The organism is Ensifer adhaerens, assembly GCF_002007205.1.
Classification (GTDB): Bacteria; Pseudomonadota; Alphaproteobacteria; order Rhizobiales; family Rhizobiaceae; genus Ensifer; species Ensifer adhaerens_D.
Map to the genome: position 1 here is coordinate 1,419,231 of NZ_LAZS01000005.1, position 23,559 is coordinate 1,442,789.

The following is a 23,559-nucleotide window of genomic DNA, read 5'->3' on the forward strand; positions in this document are numbered from 1 at the left end:
AAATAGCGATGCCCGCCGCTGATGTAAAGGCGGCGGGCATCGGGAGAAGGGAAAGGCTTAGAACAGGCCGTTGGAACCGGAACTCACCGCCTGGTTTGCCTGCGGCGAGTTCTTCAGGATCTCTTCCGGCGGCACGTACTGGTCGAGACCGCCGATGACCGAGAAGGTGTCGGCCGGCCCCGTGCCGGGTTTGAAGGCTTCGATGATCGTGTCCGGCTCGCCTTCCTGGGCGGCCATGCCGGTCTTGCGGTTGACGGCGACCATGCTCATGCCTTCGGGCACGACGAACTTGCTCGGGCGCGTGCCCTTGACTGCTTCCGTCATGAAGTCGTTGAAGATCGGCACCGCAAGGCTGCCGCCCGTCGCACCGCGGCCGAGCGGGGCCGGATTGTCGAAGCCGAGGTAGAGGCCGGCGACCATGTCCGGCGTGTAACCGACGAACCACGCGTCCTTTTCATCGTTGGTGGTGCCGGTCTTGCCGGCGACCGGGCGATCGAGCTTGATCTTGCCGGCAGCCGTGCCGCGCAGCACCACGCCCTCCATCATCGAGGTGATCTGGAAGGAGGTCATCGGATCGAGCACCTGCTCGCGATTGTCGGTCAGAACCGGCTCTTCCTGGCTTTGCCAATCTCCGGCGTTGCAGTTGTCGCAGGTGCGGTCCTCGTGACGGAAGATCGTCTTGCCGTAGCGGTCCTGGATGCGGTCGATCAGCGACGGCTTGATCTGCTTGCCGCCGTTGGCGAGCACCGAATAGGCCGAGACCATGCGCAGGACGGTCGTTTCGCCCGAACCCAGCGACATCGCCAAGAGCGGCGGCATCTTGTCGTAGATGCCGAAGCGCTCGGCATATTCGGCAACGAGGTTCATGCCCATGTCGTTGGCAAGGCGGACGGTCATCAGGTTGCGCGACTTCTCGATGCCGAGGCGCAGTGTCGACGGGCCGGCCGAGCCGCCGCCGTAGTTTTCCGGACGCCAGACCTGGCCGCCCGCGACGATTTCGATCGGCGCGTCGAGAATGACCGATGCCGGCGTATAACCGTTGTCGAGGGCGGCTGCGTAGACGAAGGGCTTGAAGGACGAACCGGGCTGGCGCATCGCCTGCGTCGCGCGGTTGAATTCCGACTGCCCATAGGAGAAGCCGCCGACCATCGCCAGCACGCGGCCGGTCTGCGGGTCCATGGCGACGAGGCCACCCTGAACTTTCGGGGGCTGTCGCAGGCGATACTCGCCCTTTTCCGGCAGGGGCTCGACATAGATGACGTCGCCGGCACCGAAGACACCTTCGGGGGACTTCACCGACTTGCGATCGCCCGTCGCCGAACGGTAGGCCCATTGCATGTTCTTGGCGGAGATGTGCCCGGTGACGCGCTCGGCGACGATCTTGCCAGAGGCTTCCTTCTCCGGCTGGATGCCGATCTCCGCGCCCTGCCCATCGACGGAAAGAACCACGGCAAGCTTCCACTCCGGCACGTCGCTGAAGGCAACGACCGCCCCCAGTGGCTCGCCCCAGTCCCCACCGATCTCGATCGACTTGACCGGGCCGTGGAAGCCGCGACGCTCGTCGTAGCTCAGGAGACCCGCCTGCAGCGCCTTGCGCGCGGCGATCTGCAGCCGCGGATCGAGCGAGGTGCGCACCGACAGGCCGCCTTCATAGAGCGCGTTGTCGCCGTATTTCTGGATGATCTGCCGGCGGACTTCCTCGGCGAAGAAGTCGGAGGCGAAGAGATGCGCCCCGCCGCGACGCGGGTTGACGCCGAGCGTCTGCTTCTTGGCTTCCTCGCCGTCGGCCTTGGTGACGTAGCCGTTTTCGACCATGCGGTCGATCACCCAATTGCGGCGCTCGAGCGCCGCTTCGGTCTTGCGGAACGGATGGTAGTTGGCCGGGCCCTTCGGAAGGGCTGCGAGATAGGCGGTCTCGGCAATGGTCAGCTCGGTGACCGACTTGTCGAAATAGGTGAGCGCCGCGCCGGCGATGCCATAGGAATTCAGGCCGAAGAAGATCTCGTTGAGGTAGAGTTCGAGAATCCGGTCCTTGCTGTAGGCCTGCTCAATGCGGAAGGAGAGGATCGCTTCCTTGACCTTGCGGTCGATCGTCTGGTCGGACGAGAGCAGGAAGTTCTTCGCCACCTGCTGCGTGATCGTCGATGCGCCGACCGGGCGGCGGCCGGAGCCGAAGTTCTGCAGGTTCACCGCGATGGCGCGCGCCAGGCCGGTAATGTCGACGCCCGGATGCTGGTAGAAATTCTTGTCTTCCGCAGAAATGAAGGCCGCCTTGACGCGATCCGGGATGGCCTGGATCGGCAGATAGAGGCGCCGCTCGCGGGCATATTCAGCCATCAGCGCGCCGTTGCCGGCATGGAAGCGCGTGGTCACCGGCGGCGAATACTTCGCCAGCACCTCGTAGTCCGGCAGGTCCTTGGTGACGACACCAAGATAGAGCGCCACGGCCCCGGCCACACCAAGCAGCAGAAACGCGCCAATCCCGAAGAAATATCCAATCAGCCTGATCATCAGTCAGATACCGGTACCTTAATTATCGTCCAATTACCGAACCGCCCGACTGACAGTTCAAAATTCTGTCCTGCCGGCTTGCATGACGGCGGCCCGGCCAAACTCTTTCGCTAGAAATCGTCTGGCATCGCAGCGCCCCGCCAGCCCGGCTCCTCATATGGCGGGGAACTCCGGGCTTCAACTCGTTTCTCAACAAATCCGGGCGCAATTCCGGTTACGTCCCGGATTGTGCGTAAAATAGGGCTTTTTCCGATATTCGCGTGCGCATCCCGTTGAAAAGCATAGCGCTGTTACCGGGGCGACACAAATCACTTCGTCGCCGCGCCTGCCTTCAAGCGTCATCCGCCGCTGGCGACCGCCTGCTCGCGGTAGCGCTGAACGGCAACGGCAAGACGCTCGGAAACCTTCTTGCGCCATTCCGGATCGAGCAGCAGCTTCTCGTCCTCCTTGTTCGACAGGAAGCCCAGTTCGAGCAGGATCGACGGCACGTCCGGCGCCTGCAGTACCCGGAAGCCTGCGAAACGATGCGGATTGTTGATGAGGTTGATCTGCCCCTCGAAGGACGAAACGACAGCACGCGCCATGTTGACCGAGAACGCCTGTGTTTCGCGGCGCGTCAGATCGATCAGGATGTCGGCCACTTCCGCCGGCTCGCTCTGCAGCGGCACGCCGGCGATTTCGTCCGACAGGTTTTCGCGGGCGGCAAGGCTTGCGGCCAGATGGTCGGACGCCTTGTCGGAGATCGTGTAGACCGTAGCGCCGCGGATATCCTTCTGGCGGAGCGCGTCCGCATGCAGCGAGATGAAGAGATTGGCGCCCCTGTTGCGGGCGATCTGCACACGCTGGGGAAGCGAGAGGAAGACGTCCTTGTCGCGGGTGAGAAAAGCCTCGATCCCGGCACCCTTGTTCAAGGCCTCTACAAGATCGTTCGCGAAAGCGAGCGTGACGTGCTTTTCCTCCGTCTTCGTTTCGCTCGCGAGCGCGCCGGTATCGATGCCGCCATGGCCTGCATCGATCGCGATGATGAAAGGCCCGCCGTCCCTGGTGGGGGCGACGGCAACGGGCCTGTCGGTCTTGGCGGCGGCAACCGATCCGGTCCACTGCTGTTCGCCGAGAAGCGCATCGAAGCGCGCCTGGTCGACGCGCTCGGCATCAAGCACGAGCCGGTAGCCCTTCCCCCCCTCTTCGGCGATCACTTCCGCATGGGTTACCGCTACGGGGCCTTTCGCCGAAAGAACGATGCGGGAGCTGCCTGCCCCCATGCCGCCGTAACGGATGGCATCGAAGAGGCCGCGCGGTTCAAGGCTGTCCGCCTTGAGGCCAAAGGCCGTTTCCGGCAGGTCGACCACAACGCGAACAGGATCGGCTACGTAGTGCAGGGAGAATTCCGGTTTGCGATCGAACTCGACGACGACGCGCGTGCGTGCATCGTCACCGGCGATCCGCGCAGCAAAGGCGAGCAAAGGACCCGGCTCGGCGGCAACAGCCGCCGGCACGTTCAAAAGAAGACCGCCGGCAAGCAGCGATGCTCCGAGCAGAAGCCTGCCCGTGCGCGACATCAACGACAACAGCGAACCACGCATACAAACCGCCAAAGGCCTCACCTCGGGCTCTCCACCACTTTCTCAGAAAACCAAACAGCAGTCGACGCACGGCTGCTGGACGCACAGGTTGATCAATGAACCCTTATGGTTAACCAATGCTTGACAATGATCATCTTCCCGGGCCCGCCGGGACAATCGATTTACCGTTTATCGACCTACTCCACGTGGACAAGCGAATCGATCATTATTGTGGCGGCACGGGCTTTTCCCTTGCCAATGTGACATAGAAAACATAAAAGCGTCACAAGGAGAAAGTGTTGACGGGATAGAACAGTCGACCGGGCAGCCGGAGCTTCTCCAAAGCTTGGCGCCAGGGTGCGGTCGAACCGGATTGACCGGTTAACTTATCGCAATTCCGCGGTCGCAAGTGTTCATCCGCCGTCGCTGCATTTCCTCCCCGTACACTGGATCGCAAATTTCCGGCGGTGGCCGGAGTTCTTGATGGTGATTTTTCACCGACGCCCGCAAGCGGGCGCATTCATCGGGTCTTCATGAGACCTTGGACATTGGCATTCTTGTTTGGTCATTGATGTTGACTCAGCAGTATCGGTCAGAAGTAGCGCGGCCCCGGGACACACATGTTCCGGCTGTCGTCTGGCTGCTGCACCATCGCCTGCGCCAAACAGGAACTTTCATATCCGGCGCACCTTCCGACGTGTTTGGCAGTCTTCCCAAGGAAGCAGGTCTGCCTCCCGTTCCGCTGGCGCGCCGAGGAGCACAGCTTAGATGGCAGAGAAAATGCTTATCGATGCGTCTCATTCAGAAGAGACGCGCGTCGTTGTCGTTCGCGGGAACCGCATAGAAGAGTTCGACTTCGAGTCGGAACATAAGAAGCAGATCCGCGGCAATATCTATTTGGCGAAGGTCACCCGGGTGGAGCCCTCGCTCCAGGCCGCCTTCGTCGACTACGGCGGCAACCGCCACGGATTCCTGGCTTTCGCCGAAATCCACCCCGACTACTACCAGATCCCGCTCGCCGACCGCCAGGCGCTCTTGAAGGCGGAAGCCGAAGAAGCGCGGCGCGATGACGACATCGAGCATGTCGAGACCGCGCCCGCTCGGGCAAGCGAGCTTTCCGTTCCCGTCGACCTCGAGGTCGCAGCGGAGACCGAAGCCGAGGCGCAGCCGGCAGAGGCCGCCGTCGCCGAACCGGCAGTCGAAGAGGAAGTGCCGGCCGAAAAGCCGAAGGCGAAGCCGAAGCGTACCCGCAAGACCAAGGCCAAGGCCGCTGAAGAAGCGGCAGCCGCCTCCCCCGAGGGCGACGAAAGCAACGGCGGCGAAATGGCTGCCATGGTCGACACCGACGCGATTTCCGAGGATGTCGACAGCCGCCGTCGCCATGACGACGACGATGACGACGACGACAGCCACGACGGCGAAAAGGAAATCATCGAATCCGTCGGCGCCGAAGATGCCATGGAAGAGGTTCCGGACCGCCAGGTTCGCAAGCCGCGCAAGCAGTACCGCATCCAGGAAGTCATCAAGCGCCGCCAGATCCTGCTCGTGCAGGTCGCCAAGGAAGAGCGCGGCAACAAGGGTGCGGCGCTGACGACCTATCTGTCGCTCGCCGGACGTTACTCGGTTCTGATGCCGAACACGGCGCGTGGTGGCGGCATCTCCCGCAAGATCACCAACCTGCAGGACCGCAAGCGCCTGAAGGAAATCGCACGCGGGCTGGAAGTGCCGCAGGGCATGGGCGTCATCCTGCGCACCGCCGGCGCGAACCGCACCAAGGTCGAGATCAAGCGCGACTTCGAATATCTGATGCGCCTGTGGGAAAACGTCCGCACGCTGACGCTGAACTCCACCGCGCCCTGCCTCGTCTACGAGGAAGGCAGCCTGATCAAGCGCTCGATCCGCGATCTCTACAACAAGGACATCAACGAGATCATCGTTTCCGGTGAGGAAGGCTACAAGGAAGCCAAGGGCTTCATGAAGATGCTGATGCCGAGCCACGCCAAGGTGGTTCAGCCCTATCGCGACGTGCATCCGATCTTCTCGCGTTCCGGCATCGAAGCGCAGCTCGACCGCATGCTGCAGCCGCAGGTGACGTTGAAGTCCGGTGGCTACATCATCATCAACCAGACCGAAGCGCTGGTTTCGATCGACGTCAACTCCGGCCGCTCGACGCGCGAACACTCGATCGAAGACACGGCGCTGCAGACCAACCTCGAAGCCGCGGAAGAAGTGGCGCGCCAGCTGCGCCTGCGCGACCTTGCCGGCCTCGTCGTCATCGACTTCATCGACATGGAAGAAAAGCGGAACAACCGCTCCGTCGAGAAGAAGCTGAAGGACTGCCTGAAGAACGATCGCGCCCGCATCCAGGTCGGCCGCATCTCGCATTTCGGCCTGCTCGAAATGTCGCGCCAGCGCATTCGCGCCTCGGTGCTCGAATCGACGATGCAGACCTGCCCGCACTGCAATGGCACGGGTCATGTTCGCTCGCAGTCCTCCGTCGCCCTGCACGTGCTGCGTGGCATCGAAGAGCACCTGCTCAAGAACACCACGCACGACATCACCGTGCGCACGATCCCGGACATCGCGCTTTACCTGCTCAACCAGAAGCGCGGCACGATCATGGACTACGAAGCCCGCTTCGGGGTCGCGATCATCATCGAGGCTGACGCCCATGTCGGCGCGCAGCACTTCGCGATCGATCGCGGGGAGCCGGTCGAAAACCCGGTCAAGATCGAGCAGTTGCTGCATTTCGAGCCGGAAGAGGAAGAAGACGACGTCGTGATCGAAGAGGATCTCGACGAGGAAGAAGCAGAAGAAATCGTCGGCGAGCAGCGCCCGGAACAGCCGAAGGCCGCCGCGCAGTCGGACGACCAGGGCGGTCGCAAGCGCAAGCGTCGTCGCCGCCGTCGCGGCAAGGGCGGCCAGCAGGCCGAGGGTGGCGCTCTCCAGGTCTCCGAATCGGCAGGTGATGCCGAAGACGGTTCCGATGAGGACGAAGGAGACGACGAGGGCGTCGATGCGGAAGCCACGACCGCCGATGGCGATCAGAAGCGCAAGCGCCGCCGCCGCGGTAAGCGCGGTGGTCGCCGCAACCGTCCGGAAGGCGAAGGTGAAGGCCAGCTCGAAGCCGATGCCGACGCGAAAGCCGGCGACGATGGCGCCGAAGAAGCCGAAGCCGTAGAGGCCCCGGCCGCTGCAGCCGAGGTCGAAGTGGCTGTCGCCGTCGAGGAAACGGCTGTGGTTGCCGAAGAAGCCGAGCTGGCGGACGTAAAGCCGGCCAAGCCGAAGCGCACCCGCAAGAAGGCCGTCAAGGCTGAAGAACCGGCCGTGAGCGTCGACGAAGTTGCCCAGGCAGCGATCGAAGACCAGCCGGCCGTTGCCGACCCCACCGTCGAGGCGGTGGAAGAAGCGGCGGCCGATCTGGCCGAAGCCAAGCCGGTGCGCGCGAACCGCGACCTCTCGAAGATCGCTTCCGAGCCGGTGGTGACATCGAGCGCGACGAAGCCCGAAGAGGAAGAGCCGGCCAAGCCGAAAAAGGGCGGCTGGTGGCAGCGCCGCGGCTTCTTCTAAGAAGCCGTGCGGCGAGCGCCAAAGTCTGAAAAACACGAAAGGCCCGGAGTGATCCGGGCCTTTTCCTTTGGGTGGATGACAGAAGGGACTTTACCCCTGCCCGTTTATTCAGACGGTCACGCGAGCCAGCGCGCGATCCTGTCCATGGCCTCGACCATGTCGGCTTCGGCGCCGGCATAGGAAAAGCGCATCGTGCGATGCCCTTCCAGCGGATCGAAATCGAACCCCGGGGTTGCCGCGACATTGATCTCGGCGAGCATCCGCCTGGCAAAGGCCATGCTGTCATTGGTAAAGCGGGTGACATCCGCATAGGCGTAGAACGCACCATCCATCGGCGAGGCGATCGAGAAGCCGATTTCCGGCAAGCGCTTCAAGAGCATTTCCCGATTGGCCGCATAGGCCGCCTTGTAGCGGTCGAGTTCCTCATGCGCGTCGAGCGCGGCTTCAGCCGCGATCTGCGACAGTTCTGGCGGCGAAATATAAAGGCTCTGGGCGATGCGCTCGAAGCCACGCACCTTGTCCGCCGGCAGCACCATCCAGCCGATCCGCCAGCCCGTCATGCAGTAGTATTTCGAGAAGGAGTTGATGACGACGACGTCGTCGGTGACCTCCAGCGCGCTTGCCTCTTCGCCGGCGAAAGTCAGCCCGTGATAGATTTCGTCGGAGATGAAGGCGATCTTTTCCGCCCGGCAATAGTCGGCGAGCGCCTTCAGCCCTGCCCTGCCCGTCACGGTGCCGGTCGGGTTTGCCGGGCTCGCCAAAAGCACGCCCTTCAATGGCCGGCCTATTTTGGCAGCGGCACGCGAAAGACTTTCCGGCGTCAGCGTGAAGCCGGTCTCGGCATTGGCCTCGACCTCGACGACCGTAAGGCCGAGGGCCGCCAGGATGTTGCGGTAGGCCGGATAACCGGGCCGCGCGATGGCAACACAATCGCCGGGATCGAAGAGTGCCAGAAAAGCAAGGTTGAAGCCGGCGGACGAACCGGTGGTGACCGCAACCCGCTGCGGATCAAGGCGAATGCCGTGGCGTTTCTCATAGTGCCCGGCGATTGCAGTTCGGAGCGACAGAGTGCCGAGCGCGTCCGTATAGCCGAGCCGGCCATGCTCAAGCGCCCTGCGTGCCGCTTCCAGCGCCGCCTTCGGTGCCGGATGCGCCGGCTGCCCGACAGCCATCGAAATGACGGGATGGCCGGCATCCCGGCGGCGGGTGGCTTCGGCCAGCACGTCCATCGCGTGGAAAGGCTCGACGGCACTGCGTTTAGACAAATCTACCAATGGAAAATCCTCGACATGCGGCTGTTCCTCAGCCCTTTGCCCGATGAAAATGACCTTCACAAGTCCGCGAGTGCCGTATTTCCGCCGATTTTGCCGTTTCGTTTCCGCGGCACCCACCCTATGCTGCCAGCATATTGCGGATCAGAGGATTCCTGTTGCCTTTCCGAAGTGCCGGTTGACCCGGCGATATGAGATGGACGACACACGGGATACGCAAGGACAACGAGGTAGAAATGAATTTCAGCACCAAGATGATTGCCGCCGGAACGCTCGCAGCGCTCGTGGCCGGGGTCAGCCTGCCGCAGAACGCACTCGCGCTCGACGCGAAAGAGAAGGAAGAGATCGGCGCCTTCATCAAGGAATACCTGATCGCCAATCCCGAGATCATGCTCGAGGTCCAGGAGGCGCTGACGACGAAACAGCGCGCCAAGCAGCAGGAAGCGGCCGAAGGCACGATCACCGAGAACAGGAAGGCGATCTTCAATTCCGACTTCGACATGGTGCTTGGCAATCCCAAGGGCGACGTCACCGTTGTCGAGTTTTATGATTACAACTGCGGCTACTGCAAACGCGCGCTCTCCGACATGGACGACATCCTCGCCAAGGACAAGAACGTCCGCTTCGTGCTGAAGGAACTGCCGATCCTCGGTCCGGATTCGCTTGCCGCCCACAAGGTGAGCGCCGCCTTCCGCCTGGTCGCGCCGGAGAAATTCGGCGACTTCCACCGTGCGCTGCTCGGCGGGGAAGACCGCGCCACCGAGGAAACCGCGCTCGCGGTTGCCGCCAAGCTCGGCGTCTCCGAAAAGGATCTGCGCGCCAAGATGGAAAAGGAGCCGCATGATGCGGCCGTGCGCGAGGCCTATGGTCTTGCCAACGACCTCGGCATCACCGGAACCCCCTCCTACGTCATCGGCAACGAAGCGGTCTTCGGGGCCGTCGGCGCCGAAGAGATCGAGGGCAAGGTCGCCAATATGCGCGAATGCGGCAAGACCGCCTGCTGACGAACCTTCCCATGACTGTGGACAAATCCCGCGGGGGCCCAAAGGGCTTTTCCTCGCGGGACCATCAGTCTATAGGTAACCCTCCATGACCGGACCGGAATCCCTTATGCCATCGACCATTTTCGTGCTGAACGGCCCCAACCTGAATGCGCTGGGCAAGCGCGAGCCGGGTATTTATGGCGGCCAGACGCTGGCCGACATCGAGGCGATGTGCAAGGCGGAAGGCAAGACGCTCGGCTTCGACGTCGAATTCCGCCAGTCGAACCATGAGGGAACGCTGGTCGATTGGCTGCACGAGGCCGGCAACGTCGCCGCAGGCGTGGCGATCAATCCGGCCGCCTATGGCCACACGTCGATCGCGCTTCACGACGCCATCCGCGCTATCGGCATTCCGGTGGTCGAACTGCACCTCTCGAACATACATGCGCGTGAGGAGTTCCGCCACAAGTCGATGATCGCACCCGCCGTCAAGGGCGTCATCTGCGGCTTCGGCGCCCAGAGTTACATTCTTGCGCTGCATGCGCTAAAGAACCTGACAAATTCGTCGAAATAAAAAGAACACAAGAGGCTCATATTCCATGGCTGACAAGAAACCAGGTATCGACCAGGCGCTGATCCGCGACCTCGCCAACATTCTCAAGGACACCGATCTGACCGAGATCGAAGTCGAGCAGGACGACCTGCGCATTCGTGTCTCGCGCAACGGCACGCCGGTTGCCATGCCGATGGCCATGCCGCAGATGCCGGCTTACCAGATGCCCGCCGCAGCGGCCGCGCCGGCAAACGCCGTTGCCGCTCCCGCCGCCGAGAGCGCCCGTGCATCGAAGAATGCCGTGACCGCGCCGATGGTCGGCACTGCCTATCTGTCGCCGGCGCCGGGCGCCCGCCCCTTCGTTGAAGTCGGCGCTACCGTCAAGGAAGGCCAGACGATCCTGATCATCGAAGCGATGAAGACGATGAACCAGATCCCGGCTCCGCGCTCGGGCAAGGTCACCGAAATCTTCGTCCAGGACGCAGCCCCCGTCGAATATGGCGAACCGCTGATCGTAATCGAATAAGGCGGCGCGGCGATGATCTCGAAAATTCTCATTGCCAATCGCGGCGAAATCGCCCTTCGCGTGCTTCGTGCCTGCAAGGAACTCGGCATCGCCACGGTCGCCGTTCACTCCACGGCCGACGCCGATGCCATGCATGTGCGCCTCGCCGACGAGAGCGTCTGCATCGGCCCGCCGCCCTCGCGCGATAGCTATCTGAACATTCACCAGATCGTCGCCGCCTGCGAAATCACCGGTGCCGATGCCGTGCATCCGGGCTACGGCTTCCTGTCGGAAAACGCCAAATTCGCCGAAATCCTCGAAGCGCACGACATCACCTTCATCGGCCCGACGGCGGAACACATCCGCATCATGGGTGACAAGATCACCGCCAAGAAGACAGCGCAGGAACTTGGCATCCCGGTCGTTCCGGGCTCCGACGGCGAAGTGAAGCCCGAGAACGCGCTCGAAGTCGCCCGCAAGATCGGCTTCCCGGTGCTGATCAAGGCAACCGCCGGCGGCGGCGGCCGCGGCATGAAGGTCGCCCGCTCCGAAGCTGACCTCGAAGAGGCCGTGTCGACTGCCCGCGCCGAGGCGCTTGCCGCCTTCGGCAACGACGCCGTCTACATGGAAAAGTACCTCGGCAAGCCACGTCACATCGAGATCCAGATCGTTGGCGACGGTGCCGGCAATGCTGTCCACCTCGGCGAACGCGACTGCTCACTGCAGCGCCGTCACCAGAAGGTCTGGGAAGAGGCAAACTCCCCGGCCCTCAACGTCGACCAGCGCATGAAGATCGGCCAGATCTGCGCCGATGCGATGAAGAAGCTGAAGTATCGCGGCGCCGGCACGATCGAGTTCCTCTATGAAAACGGCGAGTTCTATTTCATCGAGATGAACACCCGTCTTCAGGTCGAGCATCCGATCACCGAAGCGATCACCGGTATCGACCTGGTGCACGAGCAGATCCGCGTCGCCTCCGGCGGCGGCCTCTCGGTCCGGCAGGAAGACATCGTGTTCTCCGGCCACGCCATCGAATGCCGCATCAATGCCGAAGACCCGCGCACCTTCGTGCCCTCCCCGGGCACGATCACGCATTTCCATGCTCCGGGCGGCCTCGGCGTACGCGTCGATTCGGGTGCCTATCAGGGCTACCGGATCCCGCCTTACTACGACAGCCTGATCGGCAAGCTGATCGTGCACGGCCGCACCCGTGTCGAGTGCATGATGCGCCTGCGCCGCGTGCTTGACGAATTTGTCATCGACGGGATCAAGACGACGCTTCCGCTGTTCCAGGACCTGATCAATAATCAGGACATTGCCAACGGCGACTATGACATCCACTGGCTGGAGAAGCATCTGGCCGCCACGTCCGAGTAAGGACCAGACGTTGAAAGGGACGCGCAGCAAGCAGCCCGACATTACCCCGGACATGCTGCTGCGCGCCTATTCGATCGGCCTCTTTCCGATGGCCGATTCGGCCGACGACCCGGAGATCTTCTGGGTCGAGCCGGAAATCCGCGGGGTCATCCCGCTCGCAGGCTTCCATGTCTCGCGGAGCCTTGCCAAGACCATCCGCCGAAACCCCTTCGATATCCGCTTCAACACCGCCTTCGAAGCGGTCATGGACGGCTGCGCGGCCCCTGCTCCCGATCGCCCGACGACTTGGATCAACAACAAGATCCGCACGCTCTATTCGACCCTGCACACCATGGGCTACGCCCACAGCGTGGAGGCCTGGGAAGGCGAGCAGCTGGTCGGGGGACTTTACGGCGTTTCGCTCGGTTCCGCCTTCTTCGGCGAAAGCATGTTCTCCAGACGCACCGACGCCTCGAAGGTCTGCCTCGTGCACCTGGTCGAGCGGCTGAAGGCGCGTGGCTTCGAACTGCTCGATACCCAGTTCACCACCGAGCACCTGAAGTCGTTCGGCGCCGTCGACGTGCCGAAGGCGGAATACGAGGTCATGTTGGCAAACGCGATGTCGTCGCCCGACCTCGCCTTTTAACCAGACCGATTTTTAAAGAATGGGGATGCGGCCCGCCGCTCAGCGCTTCTGCGCGGTGTCCGGTGGCGGCAGGTCCGACGTCGCCTTGCAGGATTGCAGCCAGACGTCATAGACCGGATGCTCGACGGCATTCAGGCCGGGGCTGTCGGCAAACATCCATCCGGTGAAGATGCGGCGGATCTTGCGGTCGAGGGTGATTTCCTCGACTTCGACGAAGGTCGTGATCTTCTGCGCTTCCGTATCGTCACGGCTGTAGCAGACGCGCGGCGTAACCTGGAGAGCGCCGAACTGCACGGTCTCGCCGATATAGACGTCGAAGGTGGTGATCCGGCCGGTGATCTTGTCGATGCCGGAGAAAACGGCAACAGCGTTGGAAAGGCGGGCTGCGTCAACAGCTTCCGCAGATGCGACCAGCGGCAAGGCGGCAAGCAGGGACAAGCCCAAACGCCGTGTTCCTTGGCCGATTGCCTTGCGCAGATCAGAACCTGCCATTGTCGCCTGTCTCCCGCGTGTCCTGTTCGTCATCGATGGATTTCAGGCGCTAACCATCAATTGTGGCCGCGCCATGATCGAGGAACCTGTTCCGCGGTCCGTCGTCGTCACTGATAACAGATTATTCAGGAACCGGGCGTCCAGGCGTCGTAGTCGCCGGTCACGCGAGGGCGCTTGCCGGTCGCGGCAATCGAGCCCTGGGGACGGTAGGCGTTGGCCGTTCCGGTCGGGTTGGCGCGGTGCGCCTTCTGCCATTCGCGCGGCGTGTACTTTTCATCAGCCGGCGAAACGTCGGTCCGGTGATGCATCCAGCCGTGCCAGCCGGCCGGAATGGCGGAGGCTTCGGCGTAGCCGTTGTAGATCACCCAGCGGCGGGTGCGGCCTTCAGAGTCCTTGCCGCCCTGGTAGTAGACATTACCGAGCTCATCCTGACCGACGCGTTGACCGTGGCGCCAGGTGTGAAAGCGCGTTCCGATCGTCTGTTCGTTCCACCAGGTGAAAATCTGCAGCAGGAGCTTCATGATGCCGTCCTTGACCGGCCGTTGGGAGGCGGCCAGATACCAAAACAATGTCCCCGCTTATGCCCCGGCGCTCATGGCTTGTCCAGTGATTCCGAGGCAAAGGCCGTCATTTCAACGGCATGCGAAAGCCGAAATGGCTGCGCGTGAAGCCTAGCCGCTCGTAGAAGCGGTGCGCGTCGGTGCGCAGGGCGTTGGAGCTGAGCTGCACCTTCTTTGCGCCCCTCTCCTGCGCCTCGGCGATCGCATGGCGCATCATGCGTTCGCCGATCCGGCGGCCACGCATATCCTTGCGGGTTTGAACCGCCTCGACGACAAGGCTGGAGCTTCCGCGCCCCGACAGCGATGTGTGCAGCGCCGTCTGAAAAGTGCCGACGATCTCGCCGCCGAGCACCGCCACATAGAGCGTTTGCAACGACGAAAGAGCGATCTTCTCGAACGCAGCGACATAATCGCCAAAGGCCTCCGGATCGGTCGTGTCGCCATGGCCGCCGAGCGGATCGCCGGCGAAGATCTCGACGATCGCTTCAAGGTCTTTGCGCTCGGCTTTGCGGATCAAGAGATCGGTTGTCGCGTCCATGGTTCCCCGCTCACATCGGTCGTCGGCAGCGGACCAAACACCCGAAGGTAACGGCTTGATGACAGTCCCCTAGTCTTCCGGGTTTTCCACAGATCCAAGGAAGCGACCGTGCGGAAAGCGGTTAACCTGGAAGCGGCTTCTCAAGGATGATGGCCGGCAGTCCGGATTGCTCGTCGCCGCAGTGGGCGATTTCACCCGCCTCGGCAAAGCCGTGGCTTCGGTAGAATGCCAAGGCGTGCAGGTTCTGCGGCTCGACCTCGACACGCATGCGCTCGGCGTCCGGGAAACAGGTCTCGAGTTCAGCGAAAATGTCGCGGCCAATCCCCTGCCGCTGGAATTTCGGCAGGACATAAAGCTGATGAAGCACCGCAGTCTTGGGCAGCGCGTCGGACATGGCGGCAAAGCCCATGCCGCCAAGCTGCCGTCCGTCGTCGGCCACCAGGAACTCCGCATTCTTGCGCGCGAGCCGGGCTTTGAGCGCCGGCAGGGAATGCCAGCGCTCCGTCAGTTCGTTGACCTTCTCGACACCGTAGAAGGTGTCATAGGTCGCGTGCCACGTTTCGACAAGCAGGGCGCGAACCTTGTCCAGATCGCGGTCGCTTGCCGTGCGCACGAAGAACATTGTTATTCCTCGATGCCGAGCTTGGCCTTCACGAGGGCCTGCACGGCCTGCGGGTTGGCCTTGCCGCCGGTCGACTTCATCACCTGGCCTACGAACCAGCCGGCGAGCGAGGGCTTGGCCTGGACCTTGGCGACCTGATCCGGGTTGGCGGCGATGATCTCGTCGACAGCCTTCTCGATGGCGCCGGTGTCGGTCACCTGCTTCATACCGCGAGATTCGACGATTTCGGCCGGGTCGCCGCCTTCGTTCCAGATGATCTCGAAGAGGTCCTTGGCGATCTTGCCGGAGATGGTCTCGGCCTTGATGAGATCGATGATGCCGCCGAGCTGGGCCGGCGAAACCGGAGTCTCTTCAATGGCTTTGCCGGCTTTGTTCAAGGCGCCGAGCAGGTCGTTGATGACCCAGTTGGCGGCAATCTTGCCGTCGCGACCTTCGGCCACCGCCTCGAAATAGTCGGCGATCGACTTTTCGGAAACGAGAACCGAGGCGTCGTAGACCGAGAGGCCGAGATCGCGCACGAAGCGCTCCTTCTTGTCATCGGGCAGTTCCGGCAGGTCCGCCTTCAGTGCCTCGACGAAGGCATCGTCGAACTCCAGCGGCAGCAAGTCCGGATCCGGGAAATAGCGGTAGTCGTGCGCGTCTTCCTTGGAGCGCATCGAGCGGGTCTCGCCCTTGTTCGGGTCGAACAGACGCGTTTCCTGGTCGATGCTGCCACCGTCCTCGAGGATGCCGATCTGGCGGCGTGCCTCATACTCGATCGCTTGGCCGATAAAGCGGATCGAGTTGACATTCTTGATTTCGCAGCGCGTGCCGAAACCTTCGCCCGGACGACGCACGGAGACGTTGACGTCGGCGCGCATGGAGCCTTCATCCATGTTACCGTCGCAGGTGCCGAGATAACGCACGATCGAACGCAGCTTCGTCATGTAGGCCTTGGCCTCGTCCGACGAGCGCATGTCCGGCTTGGAGACGATTTCCATCAGCGCGACGCCCGAGCGGTTGAGATCGACATAGGACATCGACGGATGCTGGTCGTGCATCGACTTGCCGGCATCCTGTTCCAGATGCAGGCGCTCGATGCCGATCTCGACATCCTCGAACTGGCCCTGACGGTCCGGACCGATCGAAATGATGATCTTGCCCTCGCCGACGATCGGATCCTTGAACTGGGAGATCTGGTAGCCCTGCGGCAGGTCCGGGTAGAAATAGTTCTTGCGGTCGAAGATCGAGCGGTTGTTGATCTGGGCCTTGAGGCCGAGACCGGTGCGCACTGCCTGCTTCACGCATTCCTCGTTGATGACGGGCAGCATGCCGGGCATGGCGGCGTCGACGAGCGACACGTTCGCATTCGGCGCGTTGCCGAACTCGGTCGAGGCACCCGAAAACAGCTTCGAATTGGAAAGCACCTGGGCATGGACCTCCATGCCGATGATGACTTCCCAGTCGCCGGTGGCGCCGGGGATGAAGCGTTTCGGATCGGGGGTGCGGACGTCGACAATGCTCATATCATGCTCTTCTTTGAAGCCTGAATTCTTAGTTTCTCGGTAGAACAATTGGTCCGCCGGTGCAAGTTGTTCGGCTGGATCAGAAGCGCCATCTGCATCCTCATGCGGACGGCAGGCGTCTGTTAACCATCGTTTAGCGCCTATCGGCAAGACTTCGGTCATGTCCATCGGCCTTGCCCTCCTCTCATTCGCAATTCTCGTCAACGTGGCTGCCTTCGGGCTGTTCTGGAACGACAAGCAAGCGGCGCGCTCCGGCCGACGGCGGATCAGCGAGCGGACCCTGCTGACGGTCGCCCTTTTCGGCGGCAGCCCGGGAGCGATGACGGCGCGCCATATCTTCCGACACAAGACGCGCAAGGAGCCTTTTCGTACGCGCCTCGCGTTGATCATCGTCTTCCAGGTGGCGCTGGCGGCCATCGGCACTCTGGCGTTGCAATGACACCTTGACGCGCCGGCGCCGGTCTTCTAGGAAGGCATCGTTCTATTGGAGTTTTTATGTTCCGTTCGTCGCCTGAGTCCCGGTAAAGCCCGTCCGCGTAATCCCTTTTGATTGCGCGCACGGGCCGGAAACGTCACCCCGCTTTCTAGAGATTTGCGGAACGTTTTCCTGCGTTCTTCCGAACGCTATTCCGGAACATTCAGACAATGGATATCTCGCGCGCAGAACAGCGCATCCTTCATCATTTGGCCCAGGGCGGCCGTATCGAAATCATCCGCGAAGACAAGGCGATCACCGAGATCCGGTGCTTCACCCGTGACGGCTGGGTCTATCCCGGCTTCGACCTCGAACTCTTCCGCAAGCTGAAGCGCAAGAAGGCGATCTCGTCTTCCGGCGGGAAGCCCTACCGGATCACCGAACAAGGGCTTCGTCTGGTTCGATCGGAACTGAACAATCGTTGAGTGGCAGCGACGGCGATACCGGGCATGTTTCATGCCCGGTATTCACTCTTCACGTAACGTGAATGCCAATGCTTCGGTTGACCTTACGTCATGCGTGGGCCGGCAGGGCACAGCGAACGCGATCACGACCAGCATCCTTCGCCTGGTAAAGGGCGCGATCCGCGGCCAGGAGCAGCCGGTCGAGACCGGCTTCGCCGGTTGAAACCTCGGCGGCTCCGATGCTGATCGTCACAGAGAGTTTGCCACCCTGCTCCAGATCGAGTTCCAGCGCACGCACCGCCTCAAGCAGCCGTTCGGCGACCTTGAGCGCGTCGGCAGGGGACTGCCGGGCAAGTACGACGGCGAACTCCTCTCCCCCAAGCCGGCCAAAAAGATCATCGCCGCGGAGCGTCGAGCGTACCGTGCGGGCGACTGCGGTCAGCACGCGATCTCCTACGGCATGGCCGTAGGTATCGTTGATCGCCTTGAAGCGATCGATATCGAGCATCATCACGACCGTACCGCTTCGGCGCGCAGCGGGTGCTGCCACCAGGGCAGCGGCCCGGGACATGAAGGCGGAGCGCGCCAGGCACTGCGTGAGGAAATCGTAGTCGACCGCATGGGACAAACGCCCGATCAGGGCCCGCCGGGCCGCGTCGACGCTGGCAACGGTCAGGGGACAGAGCGCCAGAAGCGTCGTTCCGAGCCGCGTCGATGTAAGCGTCGCCTCGGCAACGGCGCTGACACCAAGATGCAGTGCTCCGGATGCCACCGCGATCTGCGTCAGCACACCGACGATCGCCGTCAACACCGTCACGCAAAACAACCCATAGGTCAGGGCGCACCACAGAAGAGCCGGCACCGGAAAGGCGAAGGCGCCGGGACCGCCGATCACAAGCGCCGCGGCGCACGAGGCGACCAAGGCAACCAGCGGCCATGGGCTGCCGGCCCTGGCGGAAGCCGCAAGCGACGCGGTACCGGCGCGCGAACCGTCGCTGAAGATCGGCGCTGCCAGGAAGACCGGCAGGATAACCACGTAATTGACAAGTTCAGTCGTCAGCCAGGCGACAAAAGCCTCCGACAGCCGTGCGCCGAACGCAACGTGCACGGCAGCGGCCCCAACTATGGCGGCACCGATCGCAGCGAGCGAGGCGTTGACAAACATATGAAGCACCGACAGCGGCCGGCGCAGATGCCGATGTTCGCTGGAAAGCCTCGCGAAAAGCGCGTAGCCGATGATGACACCGACCATGTTGGCGGCATTCAGCGAGACCGCCTGCGTCAGGTCCGATCCGGTAACGACGTCGGCGAGCACATAGGCCAAGGCGGCGGCAGACCAACCGGCCGGGGACGCCAACGCAGGGTTTCTGACGAGAAGGCCAAGAAGGATGGCATTGGCCGGCCAGATTGAAGCGAGCATGCCGACCGGACGACTCAGGATGCCGAGCACGCAGGCGACGAAAATGATCAGCCCCAGGCCGGCAATCCAAAACGAGTGATGGAAGGGCTTCAGAACCAACGGCCGCGCGGCCGTCCTCTCCAGCATTTGCAACAAGCGTTCCCCCGCAGTGCCACCGCACTTTCATAACCCATAATATTTCATGGGCCTAATGAATGAGGTGTGAATGCGCCAGCACCAATTCTGGATGACAGCCATTCGGCAGCCGCAGGTCAGACGTCGCCCTCCCCCCTGAGAACTTTTCTCAGGCCGATGAACTCCACGTCGCTGTCGAGTTGTGGTGCATAGGCGGTCGAAAGCCAGCTCACTCCGTATCCGCTGTTGCAGAAGAAGCGCACGGCCCGCTCGTTGCGCGCGTGGGTCTTGGTGGTCACGCTCTCGAAGCCGTCCTTGACGATGCGGGCCTCGATCTCACCGAGCAAGAGGCCGCCAAACCCTCGCCCTTGTGCAGACGGCTCGATCCACAGGTCGGATATCGCATTGTCGAAGTTCTCGCGCGCGGTCCAGCCGCGAATGTCACCGTCCGCTTCGAGGAGCAGGACGGAAAGCCATTGATCCGAAAGAAAGCGGTGAAATGCGGTTTCAGCCACCCCCCGCATCTTGTCGCCGTCGGCAAGGCCGGCAATCGCAGATTGCCAGGCACCAAGACCGATCGCCGTCAAACGGTCGACGTCGCCGACGCGGGCATGGCGGATGACGGGCACGGCGCGGGCTACCTCCGCGACAACAGTGACTGGTCTTCAAAATGAAAAATGGCGGCGCCTCACCGGCGCCGCCATCGCAATCTTACCACCACTTGGCGGGTGTGAAGCGGCCCGCCGCCTGCTCGATGATATGCGCCGTCTTGAACAGCGTCTCTTCCTCGAACGGCTTGCCGATCAGCTGCAGGCCGAGCGGCAGGCCCTTGTGGTCGAGACCGCCGGGGACGGCGATGCCCGGAAGACCGGCCATGTTGACCGTCACCGTGAAGATGTCGTTGAGGTACATCTTCACCGGATCCGCAGCGAGATCCTCGTCGGCAATGCCGAAGGCGGACGACGGCGTGGCCGGCGTCAGGATCGCGTCGACGCCGGCGTGGAACGCCAGTTCGAAGTCACGCTTGATCAGGGTGCGGACCTTCTGCGCCTGCAGGTAGTAGGCGTCGTAGTAGCCGGCCGACAGCACGTAGGTGCCGATCATGATGCGGCGCTTGACCTCATGGCCGAAGCCGGCGGCACGGGTCTTTTCGTACATGTCGACGATGTCCTTGCCATCGACGCGCAGGCCGTAGCGCACGCCGTCGTAGCGGGCGAGGTTCGAAGACGCCTCGGCCGGAGCAACGATGTAATAGGCCGGCAGCGCGTATTTCGTGTGCGGCAGGGTGATGTCGACGATCTCGGCACCGGCTTCCTTCAACCAGGCAATGCCCTGCTGCCAGAGCGCTTCGATCTCTTCCGGCATGCCGTCGACGCGGTATTCGCGCGGAATGCCGATCTTCATGCCCTTGATCGACTTGCCGATCGAGGCTTCGTAGTCCGGCACCGGCAGGTCGACAGAGGTCGTGTCCTTAGAATCCACACTTGCCATCGACTTCAGAAGGATCGCGGCATCGCGCACGTCGCGGGCGATCGGGCCGGCCTGGTCGAGCGACGAAGCGAAGGCGACGACGCCCCAGCGCGAGCAGCGACCGTAGGTCGGCTTGATGCCGACGGTGCCGGTGAAGGCGGCCGGCTGGCGGATGGAGCCGCCGGTATCGGTTGCCGTCGCGCCGGCGCAGAGATGCGCGGCAACGGCTGCGGCCGAACCGCCGGACGAACCGCCGGGGACGAGATCCATGTTGGAGCCCTTGGCGCGCCAGGGGTTCTTCACGGCACCGTAATAGGAGGTCTCGTTCGACGAGCCCATGGCGAACTCGTCCATGTTCAGCTTGCCGAGCATGACGGCACCGTCGTTCCAGAGGTTCTGGGTAACGGTCGATTCGTAACGCGGCTCGAAGCCATCGAGGATGTGGCTGCAGGCCTGGGTGTGCACGCCTTCGGTGCCGAACAGGTCCTTGATGCCGAGCGGGATGCCTTCAAGCGCGCCGGCCTTGCCGGCGGCGATGCGCGCATCCGAGGCTTTCGCCATCTCGCGCGCCTTGTCCGGCGTGACAGTGATATAGGCGTTGATCGCCTCGTTGGCGGCATCGATCGCGCCGATATAGGCATCCGTCAGTTCGACGGCGGTGATTTCCTTGGCGGCGAGCTTCGTGCGAGCTTCGGCAATCGTCAGGCTGGTAAGGTCGGTCATGGTGAAATCGGGCTTTCGCAATCGGGAACGTCGGGGCGGCTGGCGGGAGGTTACTCGACCACCTTCGGAACGAGGAAGAAATTGCGATCCGAATTCGGCGCATTGGCGACGATGTCGTCGGCCTTGTTGCCGTCCGATACAGCGTCGATACGCTTCTTCATCTCCATCGGCGTAACCGAGGTCATCGGCTCGACGCCATCGACATTGACTTCGGAAAGCTGCTCGACGAAACCGAGGATACCATTGAGCTCGCCCATCATCCGTTCGGCTTCCTCTTCGCTGACGGCGATACGGGCAAGGCGCGCGACGCGCTTCACGGTGGCAAGGTCTACGGACATGATCGTCTCCGGTATCTGGAACTTCCCCCGCTATAATGGCGCAGAGCGAGCCACGCAACGGGGGAATTGCCGGAGGACCAGGCCTCGCGTCAGAAGGCCCGGCGCAACATCAGACCTCGACGACGCCGCCGACATGCGGTGTCTCAACCTTGGTGGACGCGCTTTCCATGCCCGCAACGAAGGTTTCCGGCGTCTGGTCGATGATCGGGAACGAGCCGTAATGGCAAGGGATGGCTGTCGAGAACTTGAAGAAGCGCTGGCAGGCCAGGGCCGCAACCGCCCCGCCCATGGTGAAACGATCGCCGATCGGCACGATGCCGATCTCCGGCTGATGCAGCTCGTTGATCAGCGCCATGTCGGAGAAGATGTCCGTGTCGCCCATATGATAGAGCGTCGGCTCGTCCTCGAAATGCAGCACCAGGCCGTTGGCATTGCCGAGCGAGTGCGAGACGCCGTCCTCGGTCAGCTGCGCCGACGAATGCAGCGCGTTGACGAAGGTCGTCGAGAAACTACCGAGATTGATCGTGCCGCCGGTGTTCCCCATTTCCAGCGCCTTGACGCCATGCCGGCCGAGCCAGGCGGCAAGGTCGGCATTGGCAACGACCGTCGCACCCGTCTCCTTGGCGATCGCAATGGTATCGCCGACATGGTCACCGTGGCCGTGGGTCAGGAGAATATGAGTGAGCCCGGCGGTCGCGTCCCGGCGCTCCTCGTCGCGGAAGGCCGGATTGCCGGTAAAGAAGGGGTCGATCAGGATTTTGGACTTTGCCGTTTCGATATGGAAGGCGGCGTGTCCGAGCCATTTGATCTTCATGTCGATCTCCCTGATGATTTGTCGGTCGCAACAGCATATGGATCAGACAACTCTCCGCGCAAAGATCGAATCGACACCGACATGGCAATTCTCACCATCGAAGAACTCGCAGCCCAGCTACAGCCGAACCAGGCGATTGCAGGCCTCGACCTCGGCACGAAAACGATCGGCCTCTCGGTCTCCGATCTCGGTCGCCGCTTTGCGACCCCGCGCGAGGTGATCCGTCGGGTCAAGTTCGGCGTGGACGCGGAGGCGCTGCTGTCGGCAGCGACGAAAGAAAAGATCGCGGCCTTTGTCATCGGCCTGCCCGTCAATATGGACGGCAGCGAGGGGCCGCGCTGTCAGGCGACCCGCGCCTTTGTGCGCAACATGGAACAGAAAACGCCCCTGCCCTTCGTCTTCTGGGATGAACGGCTTTCGACCGTCGCGGCCGAGCGGGTGCTGATCGAGATGGACGTGTCACGACGCAAGCGGGCCGAACGCATCGATTCGGCCGCGGCCTCGTTCATTCTTCAGGGCGCGCTCGACAGGCTGGCGTCGCTGGCAAGAGACGGCCGCTCGGACTGAGGGGCCACGGCACCGAAGCGACGGCGATACCAGGCTGCGATCTGGCGGCGCTTGCGAAAGCCGATGATGGCGAAAACGATCAGGCTGTCGACGACGATCGCGCGGGCTACGAGCGGCGGAATCGTTTCCGGCGGGATGCCGAGGACATTGCCGTAGATCTGGAACACCAGATCATGGGTTTGCCGCGTCAGCATGAAGAAGCCGAAGCTCATGTCGTAGTACGACAGGCCATACCAGGAGCCCAGCAGCAGGATCGGCCCGCCCCAAAGGATCAGAAACCACTTCATGCGGCTCCCCTTTCCGAGATCTGCCGAAAGACAACTGGGTAAATCGCGCGGTCAGCCAGCACGACGGCCACAAGAACCATCGCGGGAACTGCGATATCTAGCGCCAGTCCGGCAAAAAACATCATCATGATGATCATAAGACCAGTTCTCACCGAACCGCTCCATTCCGGAATCCATTAAAATGCCGGATCAATCTCCGCCCTTGCGGCGACCCGCGCAATGTAAACCATTTGTTAAGGTTAATTTTCACAGGGCAGTCCGGTCGCGGATCCT

24 protein-coding genes are annotated in these 23,559 nt (G+C 62.5%); 9 read left to right on the forward strand and 15 right to left on the reverse strand.

The window, feature by feature from the left end; translation table 11 throughout:
- Nucleotides 1-57: 57 nt before the first annotated feature.
- The gene (locus XB14_RS10690) at nucleotides 58-2,511 is read right to left on the reverse strand and encodes a penicillin-binding protein 1A (RefSeq protein ID WP_077961517.1); all 2,454 of its coding nucleotides are present in this window, start codon (nucleotides 2,509-2,511) and stop codon (nucleotides 58-60) included.
- A gap of 338 nt (nucleotides 2,512-2,849) precedes the next feature.
- Nucleotides 2,850-4,070: an N-acetylmuramoyl-L-alanine amidase gene (locus tag XB14_RS10695; RefSeq protein ID WP_077961962.1), complete on the reverse strand. Its 1,221-nt coding sequence runs from the start codon at nucleotides 4,068-4,070 to the stop codon at nucleotides 2,850-2,852.
- Nucleotides 4,071-4,841: 771 nt separating this feature from the next.
- On the opposite strand from XB14_RS10695, the gene XB14_RS10705 reads away from it, so the two are divergent.
- Nucleotides 4,842-7,643, forward strand: a complete 2,802-nt coding sequence (locus XB14_RS10705; RefSeq protein WP_077961518.1) for an Rne/Rng family ribonuclease — start codon at nucleotides 4,842-4,844, stop codon at nucleotides 7,641-7,643.
- Nucleotides 7,644-7,759: 116 nt separating this feature from the next.
- Here XB14_RS10705 and XB14_RS10710 read toward each other — a convergent pair whose 3' ends face one another.
- The gene (locus XB14_RS10710) at nucleotides 7,760-8,917 is read right to left on the reverse strand and encodes a pyridoxal phosphate-dependent aminotransferase (RefSeq protein WP_143348322.1); all 1,158 of its coding nucleotides are present in this window, start codon (nucleotides 8,915-8,917) and stop codon (nucleotides 7,760-7,762) included.
- Between the two features lie 233 nt (nucleotides 8,918-9,150).
- Between XB14_RS10710 and XB14_RS10715 the strand changes: the two genes are divergently transcribed.
- From XB14_RS10715 to aat, 5 genes are all read left to right on the forward strand, one after another.
- A complete protein-coding gene (locus XB14_RS10715) occupies nucleotides 9,151-9,918 on the forward strand; it encodes a DsbA family protein (RefSeq protein WP_077961520.1) in 768 nt (255 codons plus the stop codon).
- A gap of 106 nt (nucleotides 9,919-10,024) precedes the next feature.
- Nucleotides 10,025-10,471, forward strand: a complete 447-nt coding sequence (aroQ, locus tag XB14_RS10720) for a type II 3-dehydroquinate dehydratase (protein ID WP_077961521.1) — start codon at nucleotides 10,025-10,027, stop codon at nucleotides 10,469-10,471.
- Nucleotides 10,472-10,496: 25 nt separating this feature from the next.
- Nucleotides 10,497-10,976, forward strand: coding sequence for an acetyl-CoA carboxylase biotin carboxyl carrier protein (accB, locus tag XB14_RS10725; protein ID WP_043614150.1), 480 nt, complete (start codon nucleotides 10,497-10,499; stop codon nucleotides 10,974-10,976).
- 12 nt (nucleotides 10,977-10,988) lie between these two features.
- Nucleotides 10,989-12,332, forward strand: coding sequence for an acetyl-CoA carboxylase biotin carboxylase subunit (gene accC, locus XB14_RS10730; RefSeq protein WP_077961522.1), 1,344 nt, complete (start codon nucleotides 10,989-10,991; stop codon nucleotides 12,330-12,332).
- Nucleotides 12,333-12,342: 10 nt separating this feature from the next.
- Nucleotides 12,343-12,957, forward strand: a complete 615-nt coding sequence (gene aat / locus XB14_RS10735) for a leucyl/phenylalanyl-tRNA--protein transferase (protein WP_077961523.1) — start codon at nucleotides 12,343-12,345, stop codon at nucleotides 12,955-12,957.
- Nucleotides 12,958-12,996: 39 nt separating this feature from the next.
- Here the strand turns inward: aat and XB14_RS10740 are convergent, their stop codons facing one another.
- The 5 genes from XB14_RS10740 to gatB form a co-directional block, all read right to left on the reverse strand.
- Nucleotides 12,997-13,449: a DUF2155 domain-containing protein gene (locus tag XB14_RS10740; protein ID WP_034795441.1), complete on the reverse strand. Its 453-nt coding sequence runs from the start codon at nucleotides 13,447-13,449 to the stop codon at nucleotides 12,997-12,999.
- Nucleotides 13,450-13,574: 125 nt separating this feature from the next.
- Nucleotides 13,575-13,973 (reverse strand): NADH:ubiquinone oxidoreductase subunit NDUFA12, encoded by a 399-nt coding sequence (locus XB14_RS10745; RefSeq protein WP_234804037.1) that lies wholly within the window; start codon nucleotides 13,971-13,973, stop codon nucleotides 13,575-13,577.
- A 103-nt stretch (nucleotides 13,974-14,076) separates the two neighbouring features.
- Nucleotides 14,077-14,547: a GNAT family N-acetyltransferase gene (locus tag XB14_RS10750; protein ID WP_077961524.1), complete on the reverse strand. Its 471-nt coding sequence runs from the start codon at nucleotides 14,545-14,547 to the stop codon at nucleotides 14,077-14,079.
- 121 nt (nucleotides 14,548-14,668) lie between these two features.
- Entirely contained in the window at nucleotides 14,669-15,169 is a 501-nt protein-coding gene (locus XB14_RS10755) for a GNAT family N-acetyltransferase (RefSeq protein ID WP_077961525.1), read from the reverse strand.
- Nucleotides 15,170-15,171: 2 nt separating this feature from the next.
- Nucleotides 15,172-16,674 carry an Asp-tRNA(Asn)/Glu-tRNA(Gln) amidotransferase subunit GatB gene (gatB, locus tag XB14_RS10760; RefSeq protein ID WP_077961526.1) on the reverse strand — a complete coding sequence of 501 codons (1,503 nt, stop codon included), beginning with the start codon at nucleotides 16,672-16,674 and terminating at the stop codon, nucleotides 15,172-15,174.
- Between the two features lie 160 nt (nucleotides 16,675-16,834).
- Between gatB and XB14_RS10765 the strand changes: the two genes are divergently transcribed.
- Both XB14_RS10765 and XB14_RS10770 read left to right on the forward strand, forming a co-directional pair.
- Nucleotides 16,835-17,113 carry a DUF1294 domain-containing protein gene (locus XB14_RS10765; RefSeq protein ID WP_077961527.1) on the forward strand — a complete coding sequence of 93 codons (279 nt, stop codon included), beginning with the start codon at nucleotides 16,835-16,837 and terminating at the stop codon, nucleotides 17,111-17,113.
- Nucleotides 17,114-17,319: 206 nt separating this feature from the next.
- A complete protein-coding gene (locus XB14_RS10770; RefSeq protein ID WP_077961528.1) occupies nucleotides 17,320-17,574 on the forward strand; it encodes a YjhX family toxin in 255 nt (84 codons plus the stop codon).
- 88 nt (nucleotides 17,575-17,662) lie between these two features.
- On the opposite strand, the gene XB14_RS10775 is transcribed toward XB14_RS10770, so the two are convergent.
- From XB14_RS10775 to XB14_RS10795, 5 genes are all read right to left on the reverse strand, one after another.
- On the reverse strand, nucleotides 17,663-19,099 hold the full coding sequence (locus XB14_RS10775) for a sensor domain-containing diguanylate cyclase (RefSeq protein ID WP_077961529.1): 1,437 nt from the start codon (nucleotides 19,097-19,099) through the stop codon (nucleotides 17,663-17,665).
- A 125-nt stretch (nucleotides 19,100-19,224) separates the two neighbouring features.
- A complete protein-coding gene (locus XB14_RS10780) occupies nucleotides 19,225-19,716 on the reverse strand; it encodes a GNAT family N-acetyltransferase (protein WP_077961530.1) in 492 nt (163 codons plus the stop codon).
- Nucleotides 19,717-19,798: 82 nt separating this feature from the next.
- Complete coding sequence (gatA, locus tag XB14_RS10785) at nucleotides 19,799-21,280, reverse strand: Asp-tRNA(Asn)/Glu-tRNA(Gln) amidotransferase subunit GatA (protein ID WP_077961531.1); 1,482 nt, start codon at nucleotides 21,278-21,280, stop codon at nucleotides 19,799-19,801.
- Between the two features lie 50 nt (nucleotides 21,281-21,330).
- Nucleotides 21,331-21,618, reverse strand: coding sequence for an Asp-tRNA(Asn)/Glu-tRNA(Gln) amidotransferase subunit GatC (gatC, locus tag XB14_RS10790; RefSeq protein WP_077961532.1), 288 nt, complete (start codon nucleotides 21,616-21,618; stop codon nucleotides 21,331-21,333).
- Between the two features lie 109 nt (nucleotides 21,619-21,727).
- Complete coding sequence (locus tag XB14_RS10795) at nucleotides 21,728-22,432, reverse strand: metal-dependent hydrolase (RefSeq protein ID WP_077961533.1); 705 nt, start codon at nucleotides 22,430-22,432, stop codon at nucleotides 21,728-21,730.
- Nucleotides 22,433-22,513: 81 nt separating this feature from the next.
- On the opposite strand from XB14_RS10795, the gene ruvX reads away from it, so the two are divergent.
- A complete protein-coding gene (ruvX, locus tag XB14_RS10800; protein ID WP_077961534.1) occupies nucleotides 22,514-22,999 on the forward strand; it encodes a Holliday junction resolvase RuvX in 486 nt (161 codons plus the stop codon).
- Here ruvX and XB14_RS10805 read toward each other — a convergent pair.
- Together XB14_RS10805 and XB14_RS33175 are read right to left on the reverse strand one after the other, a co-directional pair.
- Entirely contained in the window at nucleotides 22,945-23,286 is a 342-nt protein-coding gene (locus XB14_RS10805; protein ID WP_077961535.1) for a DUF6105 family protein, read from the reverse strand. The genes ruvX and XB14_RS10805 overlap by 55 nt on opposite strands.
- Entirely contained in the window at nucleotides 23,283-23,423 is a 141-nt protein-coding gene (locus XB14_RS33175) for a hypothetical protein (RefSeq protein WP_089045732.1), read from the reverse strand. The genes XB14_RS10805 and XB14_RS33175 overlap by 4 nt, the downstream gene beginning before the upstream one ends.
- Nucleotides 23,424-23,559 lie beyond the last annotated feature (136 nt).